A 22,093-nucleotide genomic window follows, 5' to 3' on the forward strand; every position below is an offset into this window, starting at 1 on the left:
TGCCTTGAAGGCCACGTTTCTACATCTTTTGGCGTAATTAAATTACAGAATTAAACTTGCTGCTAATGTTAATGTTTTGTTGAAAAAGTGGATTGAATACGTATGCAAGCAATTGTGCAATAACTCACACCTCTATAGCATTACGCCATGTAATCTATTGTCATTTCTTTGTCACAATAACAATCAAATAGGCAAAAATTGAAACCTTACGGGACACCTGCTTTATGAAACACTTTAAACCAAACCTAATTAAGACAGCGCTTATCGCTGGCGGCGTTGCTTTTGGTAGTGCACCTGCACTAGCACAGCAGTCAGATACAGACGCAGTTGACGAAACCGCAGTGGAAGTCATTGAAGTGAGTGGCATCCGCGGCAGTCTACAACGAGCGCAAGCGATAAAAATGGACAACACCTCAATTGTAGAGGCACTTTCTGCAGAAGATATTGGTAAACTACCCGATACCTCTATTGCTGAATCACTAGCCCGCCTTCCAGGTCTAGCCGGTGAGCGTAGAAACGGCAGAACAAGTGGTCTCTCAGTGCGTGGTTTTAATGAAAACTACGTGGGTACTACGCTTAATGGACGCGAGCTATTAGGTATGGGTGATAATCGTGGGGTTGAGTTCGATTTGTACCCTACTGAAATTGTTTCCAACATACTTGTTTATAAAACACCCGAAGCCGGTTTAATGACTCAGGGCATTGGTGGTACCATCGACATTCAAACCGTCAGCCCGTTAACAGCAAAAGAAACATTTGCAATAAACGGCAGCTTTGAGATGAACGGTGAAGATTCTGGCAATCCCGATTTTGACAATAAGGGTCACAGAATATCATTTAACTACGTTGATCAGTTTGCAAACGACACATTAGGTGTTGCTCTTGTTGTTGCTGATATGGAATCGCCAAGACAAGAAAAGTATTTCCGTGGTTGGGGATATGCTGATGTTAACACAACGCCAGAGGGAACATTTGATGACAATGGTAACCCTCTATGGAATCCACGAAGATTCGATGGCCAAGATACCGTTGAAGTTCCAGAAGGTACTGTGATTTTAGGCGGTAACGATTCATTTACTCGTTCTGCCATGCTAGAGCGTACGTCAATTGCCGGTGTTATTGAATACGCGCCAAATGACGATTTAACTATTCAATTTGACGCTCTATACATTGATTTTGAAGAAAACGATGTTCGAAGAGGTGTGGAAGAAGGTGGTGCTGAATGGGGTACAAGCGAATACACCATCACCGGCGTTGAAAATGGTTTGGTTACGTCAGGATATTATGATGGTTTCTACTCCGTAATTCGCAATGATTCGCGTCAGCAGCAGGCAGAGCTAACCACCTTTGGTCTTAACGTTGAATACAACATTAACGACAACTGGACGGCAAGATTAGACGTTTCAACGGGTCAAGTTGATAAAACTATTACTGATATCGAAAGCTATTCTGGTGTAGGTCGTGCCGGTGTTGAAGGTCGCCCACTGACACCGCGTTCATGGACAATGACATCTACAGGGGCTGTTTACAGTGATCATCCAACGCTTGATAGCGTTGATTTAACCGACCCATCTTTAATTCAATTAGCAGGCCCTCAGGCATGGGGCGGTTCACTAGCACCTGTTGAGCAATTCCAAGGCGTTGAAGGCTTTGGTCCAGATACCGCGCAAGATGGTTTTGTGAACGAGCCAATTTTTGATGAAACCCTAGATGCAGTAAGACTTGATATTGAAGGTTTTGTTGATTGGGGTATGTTCTCTAAATTTACCGCTGGTGTAAATTATCAAGAGCGTGAAAAAGCTAAAGATAACAATGGTGCTTTTTTAACTTCTCCACTATGGCCAAATTCAGAATCTATTCCAAATCCGTTAGGCACAGCTGATTTAAGTCACATTGGTGTTGAAGGCGTTGTAGCCTACGACAGCCTTGCTCTTTACAGAAGTGGCTACTACATCGAAACCGAAGCAGAACTGTTTGAAAACGGTCGCATAGGTGACACTTATACGATCACTGAAGATTTGTTGACTGCATACGCTAAGCTAAGTATTGATACCGAGTTCAATGGTGTTTACATTACTGGTAATCTCGGGCTTCAAATCATTGATGTTGATCAAACGGGTACTGGATTTAACACAACAACCGGTCCTACAGGCTTCACGGCAGTCACGCCTATATCTGACGGTGCGTCGTATCGCGACATTCTGCCAACGCTTAACTTGAGCTTTGAGGTTGCAGAGAATCAGTTTATCCGTACCGCTATGGGTAAAGTATTGAGTCGTCCACGAATGGATGATATGAGACCAAACAACACAGTTAGCTTTACCTTTAACGATCAGCAAATTATTTCTCAAAACGTAGCAAACGGCCCGTGGTCTGCAAGTTCGGGTAACGCTCAGCTAAAGCCGCTTGAAGCAAATCAATTTGATATTGCCTATGAGAATTACTTTGCTGACTCAGGTTACGTAGCCGTTAGTTTCTTCTACAAAGATCTCACTAACTGGCACGTTAGCGGTCAAACAATTGGTGATTTTTCTGAGTCATACATTGATGGTTTCCACCAAACTTCAGGTCAAACCGATATCAACAACGATGGCGTGTTAGACGAGAACGATATTGTTCCTCCAGCAATATTTGACGGTGTTGTGAGTTTCCGTGAAGACGGTCTTGAGGGGTTCGTAAGAGGGTGGGAAGTTCAAGGTAGTTTTCCGTTTGACTTGTTCCACGAATCACTTGAAGGTTTCGGTATGTTTGCAAGCGCAACGTTCCTAGACGGTGGTTTAGACAATGGTGATGCAGTACCAGGGTTATCAGATGAAACCTACTCATTAACAGCGTTTTATGAAAGCAATGGGTTTGAAATCCGTGTTTCTGGCACCAAGCGTGATGCCTTTAGCACAGAAACAAGAGCTCAAAGCCTCTCACTAGCGCAGATCCAAGATGCTGGTGTTGAACAGTGGGACGCTCAAATTGGTTATGACTTTAGTGAGTCTGGCATTGAAGCGCTTCACGGTTTACGCGTTACTCTGCAAGGTCAAAACCTAACAGATGAGCCTACTATCCGCACTAACCCAGGTGACGCGCGTCAAATTACTGAGTTCCAACAGTATGGGCGTAACTTCCTACTCGGTGTTAACTATACATTCTAATCCGTAACTTGTGCCGCTCACGTTGAGAGTGGTATAAACAAAATTAGAAACATTTAAATGGAGGCCTCAAGTAGTCATGCTGATTGGGGCCTTTTATCGTAACCCCCTTCTTTTATGAGTGTTTAAACAAGTTCACAACGCTCAAGCGCAAATAAAAAGGTGAAGTTTACAAGTAGCAATGGCAAAACTATGACAAACACAGCAGTAAAACATGTAGTAATAGTGGGTGGTGGAACAGCTGGCTGGATCTCAGCCGCGGTTATCAAGCGTCTATTAGGTTCTTGCGTTCACGTAACATTAGTAGAATCAGAAGAGATTGGTACCGTCGGTGTGGGAGAGGCGACGATACCACCCATTATACTGCTTAATAAGATGCTGGGTTTGGATGAGAAAGAATTTCTCAGAGAGACTAAAGCTACCATGAAGTTGGCTATTCGTTTCGAGAATTGGAAAGATCAGGGGGATAGTTATTACCATACCTTTGGTGCGCCGGGTAAAAGTTTTGCGTTTTGCCATTTTCATCATTATTTTAAACGCGCGCAAAAATTGGGTTTGAAAGACTCTATTTGGGAATACGACCTCAACTATCTGGCCTGCGAGGCGGGAAAGTTTGCTCATATAAAATCCCCTGATCCCATCATTGAGATGCCCTATGCGTATCACTTTGATGCTTCGCTTTACGCCCGCTTTCTTCGTAAAAAATGTGAAGAAATGGGGGTTGTTCGTAAAGAGGGGATTATAGAGCGGGTAGAGCAGCATACCGAAGACGGCTATATAAAAGCCCTCATGTTAAAAGATGGCACCTCAATACGCGGTGATCTTTTCATCGACTGCTCTGGGTTTAACGGTTTGCTTACCCAACAAACCCTCAATACCGGCTATGAAGACTGGTCGCATTGGTTACCATGTGATCGCGCTGTGGCAATGCCCTCAGAGCGTCATGAAAACACGAGCCCTTTTACTCGCTCAATTGCGCATAGCGCTGGGTGGCAATGGCGTATTCCTTTACAGCATCGTAACGGCAATGGCCTTGTTTACAGCAGTAACTATTACAATGACGATCAGGCGCTAGATATTTTATCTAATAATATCGATACCAAGCCACTGGCCGACCCTAATTTTATACGCTTTAAAACTGGTCGTAGACGCAAGCAGTGGAACAAAAACGTGATTGCGGTAGGACTGGCTAGCGGCTTCCTAGAGCCGTTGGAATCGACCAGTATTCACCTTATTCAATCAGCAGTGGTGCGTTTAATTCATCTGTTTCCGCACAATGGCATTAGGCAAGAACAGATAGATGAGTACAATCAGCAATCTAAGTTGGAATACGAGCAAATTCGCGACTTTATCATATTGCATTATCATGTAAACGAACGTAACGACAGTCAGTTTTGGCGTGACGTGAGAAACATGGAAGTACCAAAAAGCCTCACCCATAAAATAGAGTTATTTAAAGCATCGGGAAATATTTTTAGAGAGCAAAACGACCTTTTCTTAGAGAGTTCCTGGTTACAGGTAATGATGGGGCAGGGCATTGACGCTAACGATTACCACCCACTGGCAGATGCCATGTCAGATGAGAAACTCTTAGGGTTAATGCGGAATATCAAAAACATTAAAAATGAGCCAGTGGGAAAAATTGCGACCCACGATAGGTTTATTAAACAGTTTTGCGGTTTGTAAAAAGCTGAGTAATAGCTTTTTAAACATGGTTGATATCGCTAAATTGGGGCGAACTTTCATCTTTTTGGTGCGATAAGGGACTTATACCCGACTTCAATTCGTAATGCCATCGCAGGTAATCTTCACACACAAGGTTTATGATTAATACCGTACCGCAAAACCGGCAATATCAATTTTATTGCGGGTTTTATTTCCACTCTTATTACATCTTCTAAAGACAATCCGATGCATTGCTAATTTGGTCTGCTGTATTAGTGGCGCGAATTTTGTATCTCACGCTTTATTGATGGTACTTACACGCAATAGCTATAACAGGGAAGGAGACATTTATGAAACGAGCGTTAGTCGTCGAAGGCGGCGCTATGCGAGGTGTATTTGCCGCAGGTGTGTTAGATAAGTTTATGGATGAACACTTTTTTTCCTTCGACTTTGCAATTGGTGTGTCTGCAGGGGCGACTAACCTGTCTACCTATGTCACTAAAATGCAGGGTTTAAGTAAAAAAATTATTTTGCAATATGCGACTAAGCGAGAGTTTTTTAGTCCACTGCGCTTTGTTAAAGGTGGCCATATGACCGATGTTCATTGGTTGTGGCATCATTCGAAACAGTCTCTTGGTATACGTGCACCTCATACTGGAACCGACATCAATCTTTTTGTAGGTGTTACCAGCGTCATCTCGGGACGTTGTGAATACTTTCAAGCAAACGAAGATAACATTGATGATCTTATGGTTGCTTCTTGCGCTTTACCTACTGCTTTTAGAGAACAGCCGGTTATTTCTGGTCGCCGCTATGTTGATGGCGGTGTCGCTGATGCTATACCAGCAAGGCAAGCTTATGATATGGGAGCGCGAGATATCACCGTTATTTTGTCTCAACCACTCGGGTTTACAAAACCCGAACTGAAATCTCCATGGTTGTTAGAAAAAATGTTCCGAGAGCAACCAGAATTGCTGCAAACACTCATTAATCGATCAAAAACCTATAACGAGACTTTGGACTTTTTGATTACCCCTCCCGCAGACTGCAAAATACACATTATTGCTCCAGACTCCTCTTTTTGCGTTAAGCGCTTAACCATGGACAAAAAGAAGCTTTTACGAGGTTATGCTCAAGGCAGAAGAATGGGAAGGCGTTTCTTATCCGGCCTAATTAAGGATGTCGCCTAGACATTGACTTTATTTCCCTCTTTGTTAGCAACGTTTAGTCTGTGTTGCTCGTTGTATTGTAAAGAGTTGTCTTTTATTACAACGTTAGCAAGCATCGCGAGGTTAATGGGGGTTCGGGGTTATTAATAACGAGTATGTTAATTTGATAGGCAACGGCGTATGTAATTTGATACATAACGATGTTGCAGCTCAAAATTCATTCATCGTATCAGTGAAATGATGTTTACATACGCTAAATCAGTCTCTTACACTGTACCCAATTACATACATTTAAATGAACGATCTTTCCTTATTTTGAGAGCTTCTGCCTTTTGTTCCATCTGGTAGTCAAATTTTAAAAGTTGAGGGATTATCGTTATCGTGAACTCTAAAAGACAAGTTGTCATGTGACTTTAGTTAAGTTTATGACAAATATATAAATTTTAAACTTTAACTCATTTTCATTAGTGTAAAGGTTTTAACTATACTTCCCTTGTACTCAACCTAGACTATTGTAAAATATTTACCGAGGGGTACTGTAATTTCTACGTACTTCTGGTTCATAAATTGCTTGCCCTAAACAGAATATACAGTCGGAGCGCGCAGTTTAAATTCAATTCCTTGATGTGTTTTGGTGTTTTTCTACTCAATTTGTCTTTAAGTGCCCAGTGAAAGGGGTTAAAACTTATACCTTAGCCTAATTAGCGTAACCTTATGTGGAAGGTGCTAAGAATAAGTGGCAGTATCCGCTTACACTAAAAACAATGAATTGAGCTGAAGTATGGAATTGGCAAAACAAAGGGTCTCAATTGGCTTAATTAACCCAAAAAATCCGGTAAATGTTGCCTCCATTTTAAGGGCTGCTGGCTGCTATGGTGTTGCTTCTGTATTCTATACGGGGCAGAGATACAGGTTGGCAAAAGAATTTAACGCAGATACAAAAGCGTTTCATAAAGTGATTCCTACTATTGGTGTAGATAGTTTAAATGACGTTGTGCCTGAAGGGGCAAAAGTAGTGTGTGTCGAGTTAGTGGAAGGTGCCGTACCATTACCGCACTTCAAACATCCAGAGAATGCGTTTTATATACTGGGTCCAGAGGATGGAAGTGTGCCTAGTGATGTTCTTATGTGGTGTGACCATGTTGTTTACATACCAACATATTCATGTATGAACTTGGCCGCTACGGCAAATGTGCTGTTGTACGATAGATTGTCTAAGTCTGATTTTGTTAGTGGGGATGCGCTAATACGAAGCAGTAGAGACACAAATAACACAACGAAAATTTAATCGCTTGTTGGTGTTTCATGTGAGCTAGGACGCTTACCAAAATAACAAAAATTTGGGAGTTTTGCGTTGATTACAAGAACAAAAAAAGCAATGAGTAAATTTAATCATGTGGTTTTTCAGAAACTCAACAATTTACCATCCATGCTAACAAGTATTTTTGCCAAGCAACCCTCGCTAGACGAAGAAATTGTCCGTTTCTTTTTCAGTCGTTATCAACTCGTTGTAGCTAACGATGAAAAAGATAGAGATGTAAGTTTTAAAACACGCCATAAAGTCTACTGCGAAGAAATGAAGTTTGAGCAGACAAGAGCGTCGTCTCTTGAGGTTGATAAGTACGACGAGAGGGCAGTTAACTGTTATATAAAGCACCTCCCTACAGGAGAGTGCGCAGGTACGATACGATTAGTATTACCTCAACATGGCATTAGCGCGCTCCCCTTGGAAGATAAATTTTCTGATGCATTTTCATGCTCGTCACTTTTGCCCTCTAGTTTAGTCTCTGATGGCGTGTGCGAAATTTCTCGCCTAGCAATTCCAAGAGAGTTTCGGGTCAGGCAGTTTAAAACGAAAGTGTTGCCAAGTGAAAAACTGGCAAGAGTAAAGAAAGATAACACTATTGAATTCAATATTGAGCAATTACCTTATCTTTCAATTGCGCTTTATCTCATGGCGACCAGTGTATGTTTGCATTTGAATATGTCGCATGCTTACGTGCTTATGGAGCCAAAGTTAGCGAGAAGAATGAAGGCTTTTGGCATAAACTTTAATGAAGTTGGCAAAGCTATAAATTTTAGAGGGCAGCGAGTACCATATAGAGTCTCTCCATCTACGTTGGTTAGTGAACTTTCAACCACATTAAAGCGCTTTCAGAAAGAGATTCACCTGAGTATTCAGCCTACTTTGAACGAAATGAATATCGACCTTAATACCACTACACCTTACATTCCGTGCATCGAGAAAGGTGGCAATAAGGTGTCAGCAGCAGCCTAGCATTAGGTTTTTTTGGTTTGAATACGTATGCATATTTTTTAACAATGCGTTAACGCGTATCCTATTGGCATTCAAAGAGTTGAAGTAATCAATACGATGCCAATTATAAATATATCTTCATTTACTATTTCTTCGTTTCGAAAACCCATGACGGGTGCTATTGTGGTCTCAACCCTTCTAGCTTGTTCTGATACTGTCACAATGAGAAAGCAACAAGATCAGGAGCTTGATGCTGCAGAACTCTCGGGTTTTATGTCGATTGATGAACAAAATGGTATTTTTATGTCTACCGCTAAAAACCTGTCATCAAATAAAGGGAAGCCGGTGGTGTACCAGCTTTTTACGCGCCTCTATGGAAATACAAATACAGCGAATATTCCATGGGGTAGCATCGAAGACAATGGAGTGGGTAAGTTCGCCGATATCAATGATGCTGCACTTTCTAGTATAAAAGCGCTGGGTACCAGCCATGTGTGGTATACAGGCGTGCCACATCACGCAGTTATCAACGACTACAGCGACTATGGAATATCACAAGACGACCCCGATGTAGTAAAAGGCCGTGCAGGCTCCCCCTATGCAGTGAAAGATTACTACAACGTAAATCCTGACCTCGCGCTAAATCCAGCAAACAGATTGGAAGAGTTTGAAGCCCTCATAAAGCGTACCCACGAAAATGGCATGAAGGTGATTATTGATATTGTTCCAAACCATGTTGCCCGCAGCTATCAATCGTTATCATTGCCCGAGGGACAAACCAACTTTGGTCACAGCGACGATACTTCAGTGGTGTATGCAAGAGACAACAATTTTTACTATGTAGTAGATAAAGCATTTGAAGTACCTACCGCACAAGGCTATGAAACTCTTGGCGGAGACGAACATCCCTTAGCTGATGGTGAATTTAAAGAATACCCAGCAAAATGGACGGGAAACGGAGCAAGAGCTGCTAAGCCCGACATTAACGACTGGTATGAAACCGTTAAAATAAACTACGGTGTGAAGCCTGATGGCACCTACGACTTCCCCACGTTACCTGCACAATACGCTGAGAAGTCGTATAGCGAACATATGAATTTTTGGAAAGACAAATCTTTACCTGATTCCTGGTACAAGTTTCAAAGCATTGCCCATTATTGGTTAAATAAAGGTGTCGACGGTTTTCGTTACGACATGGCAGAAATGGTACCTGTCGAATTTTGGTCATTCTTAAACAGCAGTATTAAACAACGTTCGCCTGACGCGTTTTTATTGGCAGAAGTATATCAACCGTCCAAATACCGAGACTATATACACTTAGGCAAGATGGACTATCTGTACGATAAAGTTGGCTTTTACGATACGCTTAAGGCCATTATGCAGGGCTCTGGAAAGGTCAGTGATCTGGTGTCTGTTCACAATCAAATTTCTGATATTGCACCCCATATGCTTCACTTTCTCGAAAACCACGACGAACAACGTATTGCCAGTGAGGATTTTGCAGGTAGTGCAGAGAAGGGTAAGCCAGCACTGGCGGTGAGCGCACTGATTAGCAGCTCTCCAACGCTACTTTATTTTGGCCAAGACGTGGGGGAGGACGGAAGTGAAGATATGGGATTTGGCGATCCTACTCGGACCACTATTTTTGATTATGCCGGCGTGCCTGCCCATCAGCGTTTTATGAACAATGGAAAGTTTGATGGCGGTGCATCCACAGAGCAAGAAAAGTCTTTACGAAATTTCTATGAGTCTATAATGGCTATTGCCGCCAATCATGGTGCAGTGAACGGCGATTTTATCAGTCTGCACGACATCAACTTGAGTAATGCGCAGGATGATAACTCGTCTTCACAAATTCAAAACTCAAATAGCCGCACCTCTCAAAGCCTGCCAAGTAATAATTACAGTGAGCAACAGTTTGCGTTTGCAAGGCGCTCACAAGATAAAGGGTTTATTGTTGTTACTAATTTCTCAGAACAGCCTGTAAAAGACATGCAGCTTATTTTCCCCACGTCTTTGTTTGCAGAGTCAGAAATACCGTCGTTGCTTAAGCCTTTGGTCGGCGAAAACCCACTCGCATTAGACGCTACAGACGGCACTGTAACTTCATCAGTTACGCTTGAGGGCCTAGAGACGCTGGTTTTTGAACTGTAAGGGTGAATCGTATTGTCTTTTTTGTGACTTTTATTAAGAGCCCAGGCACAAGCTTGAAAAGCAGTCTCGTTAGGCGCCTTTCATAGCAGCCTCTAATAAAAGTCTCTGATATAAGCCACTTTGTTTGTATTAAGCAAGCCTAGTGGCTTTTTCGTTAACACGCCCTAGTTCCCAGGTAGTGAATACGTATGCAGTGAATTGGTATCTTAGTGTTACACAGGTACTATCTTGTTTCGCTTTTTACTTAACGTCTTTTTAACATGAGGTGGTCTTAGTGACGTCTCCAGTTTTATATTTTCTCCGGTCGTCTCTTCTTAGGTTTGCTCTACCACCAAAGACTGTGGGAACAAGTCTTTTTAGAATAGGCGCTTTGCGAGCTGGTTCTTTGCGAACACGCTTTTTACGATCAGGTTCTTTGCGACCATGTGCTTTACGAGTAAGTTCGTTACGAACACGTTCTTTACAAATAGCCACTGCAGCATTGTTCACAGTTTCAGCAAGCACGCTTCCTGTGTATGCCGCTAAAGCGAGCATTGATGTTTATCCACCAAATTGGCGGGTAGGTATGGAATCGCCATTGGTTGAATTGATGCTTCATGGTGACAATATTGCCAATAAAAAGGTTTCAGTTACAGGAGAGGGGGTGGTTATTGATGCCGTTACGGCATTAGATAGCCCCAACTATCTGTTTGTAACCTTAGACATTACAAATGCAAAAAGTGGCAAGCTTTTATTTACGTTAACTGATGATGCAGAAAATACGAGTAATATTAACGCAAACAACGAAGCTGGCTCGGCAAAAGTCTCTCATTCGTCTGCTAACTCGTCCTTTAACTCATTCCCTTATGAATTTTCTTATGAACTGCTGCTTCGAGGCAGTGAGAGTAAAAGTCGTGAAGAGTTCTCTGCTAACGATGCAATTTATCTCATTACGCCAGATAGGTTTGCAAAGGGCGATTCCAGTAACGATGATGTCGCTGGTTACCGAGATACTGTGGATAGGCCGAACAAGGGAGGCCGGCATGGCGGTGATATTCAGGGCATTATTGATAACCTTGACTACATCGCAGACATGTCTGAAGAGCATGACGATAGTATGTTAATGGTAATAATGAATAAACAAGAGGCGAGGGTATCTCTTGCTCGTTACTCGACCATGCTATCAAATTACACGTAGGTAACTCGCCTAAGCGATAAAACCGTATTTGGCGTTGACGACACGTTAACGTTGCCACCAATGTCTGCAACGGTATTCGTTGTAAATCAATTTAAAAACAATAAATAGAGCTCATTATGCAAGCAACTCAACCCCGCCTCTCATTTTGGCAAATTTGGAATGTCAGTTTTGGCTTCCTTGGCGTTCAATTTGGTTTTGCCCTGCAAAACGCAAATGTAAGCCGTATTCTTTCAGATCTGGGCGCCGATCTTCATTCTTTGTCATTGTTTTGGCTTGTCGCCCCAATTATGGGCTTGATCGTGCAACCTATAGTGGGGTCTGCATCGGACAGAACGTGGAATAGATTGGGCCGCAGAAGACCCTTTATTTTAGCCGGTGCCGTGGCTGCCGTTGTGGGTATGATACTACTGCCTAATGCACCTATTTTTGTGGCGTTTTTAGCGCCAATGGTCATGGGGGCCCTCATGGTTGCCCTCATGGATGCCTCGTTTAATGTGTGCTTTCAGCCGTTTCGCTCATTAGTTTCTGACATGGTGCCTCCATCGCAGCGAAATGTTGGGTATTCCATTCAGTCCCTGCTAATTAATATCGGTGCCGTTATTGGCTCTATTCTTCCCTTTGTACTCACCAACGTTGTGGGTCTAGAAAACACGGCGCAAATGGGGGAGGTTGCACCTTCGGTAATGTGGGCATTCTATATCGGTGCTTCAGTGCTGTTGGGTACCGTTATTTGGACCGTGTTTAGAACGAAAGAATATTCGCCTGTAGAATACAGTCGATATAAAGGGTTAAGTGCTGAACAGGGCGCTTCCCTTAACGCAGAGAAAAAAGAAAAGAAAGCACCACTGGCACAGCGTTTAAAAGAGTTCTTTGCGTTAGTGGCAACTATGCCTAAAACCATGAAACAGTTAGCGGTTGTCCAATTTTTCTCTTGGTTTGCACTCTTTATTATGTGGGTATACACCACGCCCGCTATTACCCAACATATCTGGAACGTAGATAAGCAATGGTTTGACCCCGCGTATATCGCAGCGGCTCCTATGGTTCCAGAGGCCATTATTATGGCCAAAGGTGCCGCCGGCGACTGGGTGGGCATTCTATTTGCCGCTTATTCTGTGTTTGCCGCTATTTTCTCTATCTTTCTTGCCAAACTAGCGGATAAATTTGGTCGCAAAACTATTTATGCTGGCGCGTTGGCACTGGGCGGCCTGAGTTACGTAAGCTTTTTACTCTTCCAAGATTTAACCATGGTCAACGTCAACCTTCTCATCACAGAAGTTACCGTACCTCTTGGTGCCGTTAAACTACTCATACCGATGATAGGCGTGGGTATTGCGTGGGCCGCTATTCTTGCAATGCCTTACGCTATGTTGGCAGGTGCACTTCCTGCTGATAAAACGGGTGTGTACATGGGGATATTTAACTTTACCGTTGCGGCACCACAAATTGTATCGGGCCTAACAGCAGGTTGGATCTTAAGTAGCGTATTCGATAACGACGCGAAATACATCATTGTGGTTGCAGGTGTATCCATGGTGATTGGTGCTATAGCAGTATTTTTTGTGAAAGAAGCCGATACTAGTGAAATTGTTGAAGAGAAGGGAGTGATTCAAGATGGTGTCTAAACGCACAGCAATCGCGATGGCCATGGCGACATTATTGACAGCGGCCTGCACAAACTCGAATAATCCGACAGGTAAAGCGAATGTGAATAATCGCGGGGCTAACCTTGAGTCGCTGACTAATCAAACCATTGTGGGCACAACCACACCCTTTGCAAGCGAAGCTATTTATTTTGTAGTGACCGATAGATTCGTGGATGGTGATAAGTCGAATAACTTCGAGAACCAAGGTGGTGACTATCCAACGTGGAGGCTGCCTTTAGAGGGGCCTGAAGGCAAAAAAGCCTATGTAGGGTATATGGGCGGCGACTTAAAAGGTATTTTACAAAACGCCGACTACATTACCGAGATGGGCTTTACCGCAGTGTGGATGACACCGGTTCATGACAACCCTGATTATGCGTTTAATGGCGATGAACAAATTACCTATGGCGGCGCATTTAAAGACGGTGGTAAAACTGGCTATCACGGGTATTGGGCGTCGAATTTTTATCAACCCGACGAGCATTTGGTGAGTGAAGACCTGACCGTTAAGCAATATACCGCACAAATGCGCGAGCAGGGTTTGAAATCGGTGTTTGATATTGTGGCTAATCATGGCTCACCCAGTTTCACCATGACTGATGATTTACCGGGATACGGTGAGCTATACGATAAAAACGGGCTTTTGGTGGCAGACCATCAAAATTTAGCGCCTGAGGATTTAGATCCTATAAATAATCCTCTGCATGCCTTTTTTCACGACTATCCAGACTTAGTGAAGCTTTCTAACTTAGATGACGAAAATCCAGCCGTAAGAGATTACCTGATCAACAGTTATCTTTATTGGATTTCTCAGGGTGCTGATGCGTTTCGAATAGACACCATTCGCCATGTGCCTCATGCTTTCTGGCGAGAAATGTCCGACCGTGTTCGTGCAGAAAACCCTGACTTTTTTATGTTCGGAGAAAGCTTCGATTACGAGGCAAATAATATTGCGCAGCACACGCTTGATAAAAACGGCAACATCAGTGTGCTCGACTTTCCTATGCAAAAAGCCATGTTGTCAGTGTTTGAAAAGCCTTTGGATAGTGATTTTGCTGATATGAAAGAGGTGTTGCACCTCACCCATGGGCCTTATGAAAACGTGTATGATTTAACGACGTTTTACGATAATCATGATATGGCACGCATGAATGCCACTGATGATGGTTTTATCAATGCCCATAACTGGCTATTTACAGTAAGAGGCATTCCGGTTGTATACATGGGGTCTGAAATTGGTTTTATGCGCGGCACTGCAGAGCATGCCGGCAATCGCAATTACTTAGGGCAGGAGCGCATTAACAGCGCAAAAGCCAACCCAATCCAGCAAGCACTACGCGATATTGCTAACGTGCGAAAAGCAACGCCAGCCTTGCAACGAGGGCTTCAGTTAAATGTTGAGTTAAAAGAGCACAAAGCGGTGTTCTATCGCGTTTTACAAGATAAAGAAAATCAGCAAACCGCGCTGGTGTTATTGAACAAAGCCAATAAATCTGCCTCGTTCAATGTGTCGCAGTTTATGCAAGAAGGACAGTGGCAAGAGCAGTTAAGTGGCGAGAGCCAGCTGATACAAGTGGGTGGTTCGCTCGTTACCACCGTAGCGGCTAACGGTGTTCAGGTATGGGTGCGTGACGGCGCGATTACGGGCGATGAGCTTATGGCTACTCTTTTGGACCAAATGAAAAGGCAATAAAAAGCGAATCAGCAACACCCTAGTTTCCACAAAGCTAGTTAAACCAAACCAAAGAGGGTGCGTTCAGGCACCCTTTATCGTTTTTATAGCTCTACTCGCTACCGCACGACTGGCGAATGATAATTTCAGCTGGCATGAGATAGTCTTCTACTTTTTCGTTGTTAATGGCCCTTAACAACGTGTCGACCAATAATTCTCCTGCTAGATTCGTATTTTGTTGCACTGTAGATAATGCGGGGGTGGTGTATGCAGACACGGCAATATTGTCGTAGCCTACCACTGCTACATCATGTGGCACGTTGATGTTTTCCTGTCTCAGGGCGCGCAGTGCCCCCATTGCGATTAAATCTGACGCGCACACAATGGCCTCTGGTAATTCATTACACTCTATTAATGAACGAACAGCATCAGAGCCGTCATCTTCTGTAGAAATGGCGTTTCGCTGAACACTTCTCGTAGTGAGGTTATGTCTTTTTAATGTATCGTTGTAGCCGCGATATCGAGCCATAAATTCTGGTGCATGAACGCCATTATCGCCGATAAAGGCAAAGGTTTTTTTACCTAACGCGATTAAGTGCTCGGTAATACTTTGTCCACCTTGGTAGTTATCGCAGCCAATACTGACTCCAGGGTGGTCTTTATCAGGCGCGCCCCAACGAACAAAATGGGTACCCTGTGACTCAAGCTGTGCCACTTTCGTTTGATAGTCCGTGTAGTTGCCATACCCTAATAAAATTATGCCGTCTGCTTTATTCGAGTCTTCATATTCTGCGTGCCAATCGTCTTCTAAATTTTGAAAGGAGACTAAAAGGTCATAATTCGCTTTTGCACAGGCACGTGTAATACTGCCCAGCATGGCAAGGAAAAATGGATTTATCATCGAGTCGTCTGAGGTGGGATCCTCAAAAAGTAAAAGAGCAATAGTGCTACTCTTTTGTTTTCTTAAATTGCTCGCACTTTTATCGACCTTATAATTCAATTCCTGTGCGATTCGCTGCACGCGCTCTCTTGTTTCTAAATTTACCAGAGGGCTGTTGTTAAGTGCTCTTGATACGGTAGATTGCGAAACTCCGGCCAAATGAGCGATATCAAAAGAGGTCGCTTTTTCTTTCATAAACATCAATTCTCGCTACAACGACATTGTTGTCATCGAAAATAGAGTAACACATTTTTCCCTTATGTCTTGTTTTTGAACTGTGAAGCCCGAAGGTGAATTATCGGCGCATCCTTTTGCAAAATAGCTTGCGCCATTCATTTCGCTATCATCTTTAGTGTGGTGTTTAATGTGGGAGGTAGCAATATCTGTTTCTGTCGGCGGTTATTCAGCCACTTGTCAGCGTTAAATGAATAAAACGTGGTTGAAGCATTTGTGTCAGTGGTATACTCACGACATTAATACATTTACTTGTGCATAAGGGGAACATGCGAATGGCCGAGACTGAGCATCGTCCGACCAATTTTATCCGTCAAATCATTGATAAAGATCTTGCCAGTGGTTTGCATGACTCAATAAAAACGCGGTTTCCGCCGGAGCCAAATGGCTTTCTTCACATTGGTCATGCGAAATCCATTTGCTTGAACTTCGGTATTGCGAAGGATTACACGGGAACCTGTAACCTGCGTTTTGACGACACGAATCCAGCGAAAGAAGATATTTCTTTTGTTAACTCAATTAAAGAAGACGTTAAATGGCTTGGTTTTACATGGAGCGGTGATGAGCGTTATTCCTCTAACTACTTCGACCAGCTTCACGGCTTTGCAAATGAATTGATTGATAAAGGTTTAGCTTACGTCGATTTTTCTAGCCAGGAAGTCATGCGTGAACTGCGCGGTACCTTGAAAGAGCCGGGCAAAAATAGCGCCTATCGGGACACAGATGTAGAAACGAATAAACGTGAATTCGCCAAAATGACCGCCGGTGACTATGCTGAAGGCGAATGCAGCCTTCGAGCGAAAATCGACATGTCTTCACCGTTCATGTGCATGCGCGACCCGGTTATTTACAGAGTGAAGCATGCTCATCATCACCAAACCGGTGACAAGTGGTGTGTGTACCCAATGTACGACTTTACTCACTGTATATCAGATGCCATCGAGGGCATTACGCATTCGCTGTGTACATTAGAATTCCAAGACAACCGCCGCTTATACGACTGGGTAATTGAAAATATTTCTATTGATTGTAGCCCTAAGCAGTATGAGTTCTCTCGTCTTAACTTGGAATACACGGTACTAAGCAAACGTCGTCTTATTCAATTGGTCGATGAGAAGCACGTTCATGGCTGGGATGACCCACGTATGCCAACGGTAGCTGGCCTGCGACGCCGCGGGTATACGCCAGGCTCTATTGTTGAGTTTTGTAAGCGTATCGGCGTGACTAAAATGGATAACATGGTTGAAATGTCTATGTTAGAAGCCTGTATTCGCGATGACTTAAACGTGAATGCACCTCGCGCAATGGCGGTACTAGACCCTGTAAAAGTGGTTATTGAAAACTACGAAGAAGGCGCTACTGAAACTTTGGCTGCTCCCAATCATCCAAGTGATGAATCAATGGGGACGCGGGACATCACGTTTAGTCGTGAAGTTTGGATTGAAGCCGAGGATTTCCGTGAATCGGCAAATAAAAAGTTCAAGCGACTCGTTCTTGAAAAAGAAGTTCGCCTTCGCAACGCCTATGTAGTAAGAGCAAATCGTGTAGAAAAGGACGAAGAGGGCAATGTAACTACCATTTATTGTACCTACGATCCGGATACCTTGGGCAAAGATCCTGCTGATGGCCGTAAGGTGAAAGGGGTTATTCACTGGGTAGACGCAGTTACGGCAAAAGCGGCAGAGTTCCGTTTATACGACCGCTTGTTTAATGTACCAAATCCAGCTGCCGAAGAAGACTTTACTGATGCTATCAATTCAGATTCTCTTGAAATCAAACATGGATGGGCTGAAGCCTGTTTGGCCGATAACGTACCTGATGTAGGTGCATGGCAATTTGAGCGTACCGGTTATTTCTGTTTAGATAACGACAGTACTGCTGAAAAACCTATATTTAACCGCACGGTAGGTTTGCGAAATACCTGGGCAAAAATGGAAGGCTAGTTAAACGCTTCGTTTAACCATGAAAAGCCGCGTTCACGCGGCTTTTTTGATTCTGTTGACTTGTGTTAATACAACGTTGTGTAAAAACTTATCTGTGTCAATTCTATTGGCTTGGATTACTTTGGTTGGCAATCTAGGGACTCACCGTTAACATCCGCGCTATCTCTACCCATTAAATACAAGTAGGTAGGCATAATATCTTCTGGCGTTTTTAATATTTCAGGGGTTTCTGCCGGGAAAGCTTTGGCGCGCATATTGGTTCGCGTAGCACCAGGATTGATACAGTTAAAACGAATCTTTTTATTCTGATATTCGTCTGCCAGTGTTTGCATAACCCCTTCGGTAGCAAACTTAGATACGGCATATGTCCCCCAGAACGCGCGGCCTTTTCTACCTACACTCGACGTGGTGAAAATCACTGAAGCGCTCTCAGATTTTAAAAGCGCAGGGAGCAAAGCCTGAGTCATGTAGACCATACCGTTTAGGTTTACCTGCATGACATCTTGCCACTCTTGTGCGTCAATATCTTTAAATGCACTTAAGTGACCAAGAATAGAGGCGTTGTGAAGTACGCCATCTAAACGACCGAACTGGTCTATAATCGTCTGCGTCATCTGTTGATAATGACTAGGAGTTGCACCCTTTATATCTAAAGGTACGATAGCAGGCTCTGCGCCGCCAGCATTGACTATTTCATCGTAAACGGCTTCTAGTTTCGCGACAGTTCGGCCAAGCAAAATACACGTAGCGCCGTGTTTTGCGTAAGTTTTTGCCGCTTGTGCGCCAATACCATCACCGGCTCCTGTTATTAGTATTATTTTGTTCTCAAGTAGATGATGAGGGGCTTGATAGTCGTTCATTTCATTCCTTAGCTGTGCCCGATAGGCAGGCGTTACATACAGTCGCGGTTATTTGCGTGATCATACTCATACTGACAGACAAGTAAAGCAGCCGATAGGGGGGAACAATGATTAACAGGAAAGGAGAACATAAAAAAACCGATATCATCGCTGATATCGGTTTTTACAATTTTAATGAACAAAGCTAAACATTATTCATCAAATGAGGAGTTAATCTACATTTAGTTAGCGATAACTGACTCGTCAAAAATAACGACTGTTTCGCCACCAGTAGAGATAAACGCAGCCGCACCGCGTTGCATCTCAGTTGTTGCACCTGCACTAGGGCTTGGGTTTAACAATGAAGAATGCGAACCTTCGATAAAGCGAACTAAACCGTTACCCGGTGTCGTTGTTGATACGCCCATAACGCCTGCAAACTTAGCCAGTGGCTCAGTACCCGCAAACGTAGGTGCATTTACCGTAGAGTTAGGAATAACCTGATCAGGTAGCGCTGTGCTGCCGTCATCATTTGTACCGCCACCAATAACTTCATGGATGACAAAGTCAGAGTTCTCAGCAAGAAGACCGGCAAAGTTATTCGGATCAGACGCGTCTGTAATCGTTTGAGCGGCAAAAGCGAACTGTGCGAAGGTAGCATCGACACTGGCTTTTGTTGCTGCATCAAGACCCGCGTAGAACTCGACGTAAGCAGGCACAAGTGCTTGCTCAGCAGTCAGTTCATTTGCTTGCGCGTATTGGCCAACGAAGGCGACGAAGTCTGCCGAAGAGGCGGCAAGAAGGTTTGATTTGATTAAGTTACCAAATGCTACAGATTCTAATAAAAAGGCTGCTGTACCGCCACCAGGCACACTAAATACCGCGCTATTGAACGCAAACATACCGTCAAAGTTAGCAAGCGGGTTACCCTCACCAAATGACTCGTTTGACATTGCTACGCTGCTTATACCAGTAATTGAACCTAAGCTTTGGCCTACAAATGATACGTCATTAGCGTTAAGTTTTACCGAACCACCTGTGGTATCAACAACCGCATTTAAGCCAAGACGAAGCCCCATTACATCAACAACGCTCTGACGGTTGTTGTCACGGGTCGTTAGCAATGAAGCTAGGTTGAGGTAATCCGTTGGATTTCCGCCAACAGCCGCTGATGCGTTGACCATTTCGCCGTCGATCATAAAGCCACGACTACCGTGAAGTGGGTGATCGATAGCAACCGTTGCGTACCCTGCTAATGATAATGCACCTGTAATCGCTAAGAAGTCTTCTTTGCGCGAGGTAATACCATGTTGCAAAATAACAACAGGCCAGCCTGCTTCAGGAACCGCCGCGATAGGGCTCACGCCAGACGCTGGGTTAGCGGCAACAATATTGATCACGTTGATATCAGGAACAGTAACTTGAACATCAAGCGTTTCAGTACCGTCTGGGTTACTACCTTTACGTGCAGGAATTGGGCTATAACGTGTTACATGGCGTAAGTCATTAATGCCTAGGTTAGTAAGATCTAAGTCTAATAATGTACCGCCGCTTGCTAGTTGGCATAGCTCATTATTTGGACCAGTAGTAATCGTACCGTTTGCAAGCAAGGCTCCAATGCTTTCTGCACCAATAGTTTGCAGTGCTAGACCATTAGTACACGCTGCAGTCCAACGACCATTAAGCGGATCTGCTGGGTCAATGTAATAAGGTAAGTCAATACTACCTTGCTTCATCGACGCTGCACAAAAAGGTGCTACCTGTGAGAAAACCTGTGTAGCAGTAGGGTTCAACGGAGACGCTGGGTTTAATACTGCAGATACAAGGCCTGAACACGTATTTAGACCAACTGCTTGCAGTTGTGCCAACGTCGCACTGCCTAATAGCGTCGGTGCTAATGCGTCAAACGCCGTATCGACCGGCGCTTCACCAATTGGAAGTACCGGCAATGTGCCTGCTGCAACTGCTTGTGCTGGTGTTGCACCTTGTGAAAGCGCAGTGGCAAATGGCGCAATCGCGAGCGATTTAATTGTCTCGATGATCTCGGTAGTCGATTGTGTTGTGAATGTGTAACTAAATACGAGTGAATCGGCACTTACGCCAGCTTGTGAAGTAAGCACACCTTCATACGAATTAATAAGCCCTTGCAAACTAAGTTGTGACTCAGTTGAAAGAGGGAAGTTATTAATGTCTTGGCGCAGACTCTCGTAAGCCGTAGATGGTTTAATCGATTGGCCATCGCTTGCTTTAAGCCCGTCGGTAACCGCTACATAGTAGGTGGTTGATCCTTTGAGCGGTTTAAGCGGGATGACTGCTACGTCGTTGCCGCTCGCCTGAGTGACGAAGTCTACACCGAATGTCAGTTCTTCATATACTTTACAGCCAGAGATTGGCGGTGCAGTCCTACAGTCAGCATCATTCAAGTCGCCTCCAATAGCCCCTTCAAATAAGCGAACAGAACCTGGCGCAGCAGCTGAGTCTGCATCCAGCGTAATGCCAGCAGGGTGAGAAGTGGAGAAAGTAAATGGATGCTGCGTAGACCAACCATCGAGCGCGCCTAGTGCTGCCGAAGGGTTGCCAAAGTCAGGTATTCCATTTGCAGCTTGACCCGCTATTTCATCAGGCATTTCTAATGTACCGTCATCTGTTTGCTCTACCAGAGCAAAAAACAAATCACTTGGCACGTTAAGGACGCTACCGGCAGGGTCAAACAAAATTCGTGAGGCTGGACGCTCTATAGCGGTTTCCGCTTGAATTGTTTCTAAGTCATCTCCGCCACCGCAACCAGCGAGCACAAATGCTGCAGAGATACTTGTGCTGATTAACAGTTTTTTCATTCTTTCTCCCAAGATACTAAGGTGAGTTGTCAACTCGATTGTTTCTTCGCCCAATAATTGGTGGACAACTATTGTTCGAACAGACTACTAACAAGTATGACCAGTTATTATTCATTTCATAGTATTGACTTTGTTATCTATTTGCAAAGGTTTGTTAAGTATTTGTTAGGGGTATCAATCAATACTCTGAAAATGATATTTCGGCGGAAAACAAAAAGAGATGTTTGCCTTTACACAAAACAAGCGTAAATCTTAACCTTTTAGAAATACAGACTGATTTGCTTACATTATGTTTAAGGTAAAGATACGAAGTTAGGTGAAGATATGAATGCTTGGATGTATGATAAATGGTAACTTACGGTTATTGCAGTTATTTAACGCGTTTATATTACAACGTCGATAATTTTATAAGATTTT

The 22,093-nt window shown here is 43.6% G+C and carries 14 protein-coding genes; 10 read left to right on the plus strand and 4 right to left on the minus strand.

All coding sequences use genetic code 11. The features are described 5' to 3' along the window. Window positions 1-224 precede the first annotated feature (224 nt). From ACOJR9_RS09385 to ACOJR9_RS09410, 6 genes are all read left to right on the plus strand, one after another. A complete protein-coding gene (locus ACOJR9_RS09385; RefSeq protein WP_420935976.1) occupies window positions 225-3,146 on the plus strand; it encodes a TonB-dependent receptor in 2,922 nt (973 codons plus the stop codon). A gap of 189 nt (window positions 3,147-3,335) precedes the next feature. Further along, a complete protein-coding gene (locus tag ACOJR9_RS09390; RefSeq protein WP_420935977.1) occupies window positions 3,336-4,829 on the plus strand; it encodes a tryptophan halogenase family protein in 1,494 nt (497 codons plus the stop codon). 329 nt (window positions 4,830-5,158) lie between these two features. Further along, window positions 5,159-5,998, plus strand: coding sequence for a patatin-like phospholipase family protein (locus ACOJR9_RS09395; protein WP_420935978.1), 840 nt, complete (start codon window positions 5,159-5,161; stop codon window positions 5,996-5,998). A 760-nt stretch (window positions 5,999-6,758) separates the two neighbouring features. Continuing rightward, the gene (locus tag ACOJR9_RS09400; RefSeq protein ID WP_420935979.1) at window positions 6,759-7,265 is read left to right on the plus strand and encodes an RNA methyltransferase; all 507 of its coding nucleotides are present in this window, start codon (window positions 6,759-6,761) and stop codon (window positions 7,263-7,265) included. A gap of 90 nt (window positions 7,266-7,355) precedes the next feature. Further along, window positions 7,356-8,255, plus strand: a complete 900-nt coding sequence (locus ACOJR9_RS09405; RefSeq protein WP_420935980.1) for a PEP-CTERM/exosortase system-associated acyltransferase — start codon at window positions 7,356-7,358, stop codon at window positions 8,253-8,255. A gap of 282 nt (window positions 8,256-8,537) precedes the next feature. Then, window positions 8,538-10,388 carry an alpha-amylase family protein gene (locus ACOJR9_RS09410; protein WP_420936094.1) on the plus strand — a complete coding sequence of 617 codons (1,851 nt, stop codon included), beginning with the start codon at window positions 8,538-8,540 and terminating at the stop codon, window positions 10,386-10,388. 255 nt (window positions 10,389-10,643) lie between these two features. On the opposite strand, the gene ACOJR9_RS09415 is transcribed toward ACOJR9_RS09410, so the two are convergent. Next, complete coding sequence (locus tag ACOJR9_RS09415) at window positions 10,644-10,922, minus strand: hypothetical protein (protein WP_420935981.1); 279 nt, start codon at window positions 10,920-10,922, stop codon at window positions 10,644-10,646. Window positions 10,923-10,953: 31 nt separating this feature from the next. On the opposite strand from ACOJR9_RS09415, the gene ACOJR9_RS09420 reads away from it, so the two are divergent. The 3 genes from ACOJR9_RS09420 to ACOJR9_RS09430 all read left to right on the plus strand — a co-directional run bounded on the left by ACOJR9_RS09420 (window position 10,954) and on the right by ACOJR9_RS09430 (window position 14,904). After that, on the plus strand, window positions 10,954-11,565 hold the full coding sequence (locus tag ACOJR9_RS09420; RefSeq protein ID WP_420935982.1) for a cyclomaltodextrinase N-terminal domain-containing protein: 612 nt from the start codon (window positions 10,954-10,956) through the stop codon (window positions 11,563-11,565). Window positions 11,566-11,681: 116 nt separating this feature from the next. Next, window positions 11,682-13,190 carry an MFS transporter gene (locus tag ACOJR9_RS09425; RefSeq protein ID WP_420935983.1) on the plus strand — a complete coding sequence of 503 codons (1,509 nt, stop codon included), beginning with the start codon at window positions 11,682-11,684 and terminating at the stop codon, window positions 13,188-13,190. Continuing rightward, entirely contained in the window at window positions 13,180-14,904 is a 1,725-nt protein-coding gene (locus ACOJR9_RS09430; RefSeq protein ID WP_420935984.1) for an alpha-amylase family glycosyl hydrolase, read from the plus strand. The genes ACOJR9_RS09425 and ACOJR9_RS09430 overlap by 11 nt, the downstream gene beginning before the upstream one ends. A 91-nt stretch (window positions 14,905-14,995) precedes the next feature. Here ACOJR9_RS09430 and ACOJR9_RS09435 read toward each other — a convergent pair whose 3' ends face one another. Beyond that, complete coding sequence (locus ACOJR9_RS09435) at window positions 14,996-16,018, minus strand: LacI family DNA-binding transcriptional regulator (RefSeq protein WP_420936095.1); 1,023 nt, start codon at window positions 16,016-16,018, stop codon at window positions 14,996-14,998. Window positions 16,019-16,332: 314 nt separating this feature from the next. On the opposite strand from ACOJR9_RS09435, the gene glnS reads away from it, so the two are divergent. Continuing rightward, entirely contained in the window at window positions 16,333-18,000 is a 1,668-nt protein-coding gene (gene glnS, locus ACOJR9_RS09440; protein WP_420935985.1) for a glutamine--tRNA ligase, read from the plus strand. 116 nt (window positions 18,001-18,116) lie between these two features. Here glnS and ACOJR9_RS09445 read toward each other — a convergent pair whose 3' ends face one another. Continuing rightward, on the minus strand, window positions 18,117-18,860 hold the full coding sequence (locus ACOJR9_RS09445) for a YciK family oxidoreductase (RefSeq protein ID WP_420935986.1): 744 nt from the start codon (window positions 18,858-18,860) through the stop codon (window positions 18,117-18,119). A gap of 221 nt (window positions 18,861-19,081) precedes the next feature. Then, entirely contained in the window at window positions 19,082-21,676 is a 2,595-nt protein-coding gene (locus ACOJR9_RS09450; RefSeq protein WP_420935987.1) for a VolA/Pla-1 family phospholipase, read from the minus strand. Between the last annotated feature and the right edge of the window lie 417 nt (window positions 21,677-22,093).

Source organism: Alteromonas ulvae (genome assembly GCF_048987005.1).
Taxonomy (GTDB): domain Bacteria; phylum Pseudomonadota; class Gammaproteobacteria; order Enterobacterales; family Alteromonadaceae; genus Alteromonas.

What these genes read in the sequence shown, in the direction of transcription:
- ACOJR9_RS09385 (WP_420935976.1), top strand. Translation starts at nt 225, where the DNA reads ATGAAACACTTTAAACCAAACCTAATTAAGACAGCGCTTATCGCTGGC.
- ACOJR9_RS09390 (WP_420935977.1), top strand. Translation starts at nt 3,336, where the DNA reads ATGACAAACACAGCAGTAAAACATGTAGTAATAGTGGGTGGTGGAACA.
- ACOJR9_RS09395 (WP_420935978.1), top strand. Translation starts at nt 5,159, where the DNA reads ATGAAACGAGCGTTAGTCGTCGAAGGCGGCGCTATGCGAGGTGTATTT.
- ACOJR9_RS09400 (WP_420935979.1), top strand. Translation starts at nt 6,759, where the DNA reads ATGGAATTGGCAAAACAAAGGGTCTCAATTGGCTTAATTAACCCAAAA.
- ACOJR9_RS09405 (WP_420935980.1), top strand. Translation starts at nt 7,356, where the DNA reads ATGAGTAAATTTAATCATGTGGTTTTTCAGAAACTCAACAATTTACCA.
- ACOJR9_RS09410 (WP_420936094.1), top strand. Translation starts at nt 8,538, where the DNA reads ATGTCTACCGCTAAAAACCTGTCATCAAATAAAGGGAAGCCGGTGGTG.
- ACOJR9_RS09415 (WP_420935981.1), bottom strand. Translation starts at nt 10,922, where the DNA reads ATGCTCGCTTTAGCGGCATACACAGGAAGCGTGCTTGCTGAAACTGTG.
- ACOJR9_RS09420 (WP_420935982.1), top strand. Translation starts at nt 10,954, where the DNA reads ATGGAATCGCCATTGGTTGAATTGATGCTTCATGGTGACAATATTGCC.
- ACOJR9_RS09425 (WP_420935983.1), top strand. Translation starts at nt 11,682, where the DNA reads ATGCAAGCAACTCAACCCCGCCTCTCATTTTGGCAAATTTGGAATGTC.
- ACOJR9_RS09430 (WP_420935984.1), top strand. Translation starts at nt 13,180, where the DNA reads ATGGTGTCTAAACGCACAGCAATCGCGATGGCCATGGCGACATTATTG.
- ACOJR9_RS09435 (WP_420936095.1), bottom strand. Translation starts at nt 16,018, where the DNA reads ATGAAAGAAAAAGCGACCTCTTTTGATATCGCTCATTTGGCCGGAGTT.
- glnS (WP_420935985.1), top strand. Translation starts at nt 16,333, where the DNA reads ATGGCCGAGACTGAGCATCGTCCGACCAATTTTATCCGTCAAATCATT.
- ACOJR9_RS09445 (WP_420935986.1), bottom strand. Translation starts at nt 18,860, where the DNA reads ATGAACGACTATCAAGCCCCTCATCATCTACTTGAGAACAAAATAATA.
- ACOJR9_RS09450 (WP_420935987.1), bottom strand. Translation starts at nt 21,676, where the DNA reads ATGAAAAAACTGTTAATCAGCACAAGTATCTCTGCAGCATTTGTGCTC.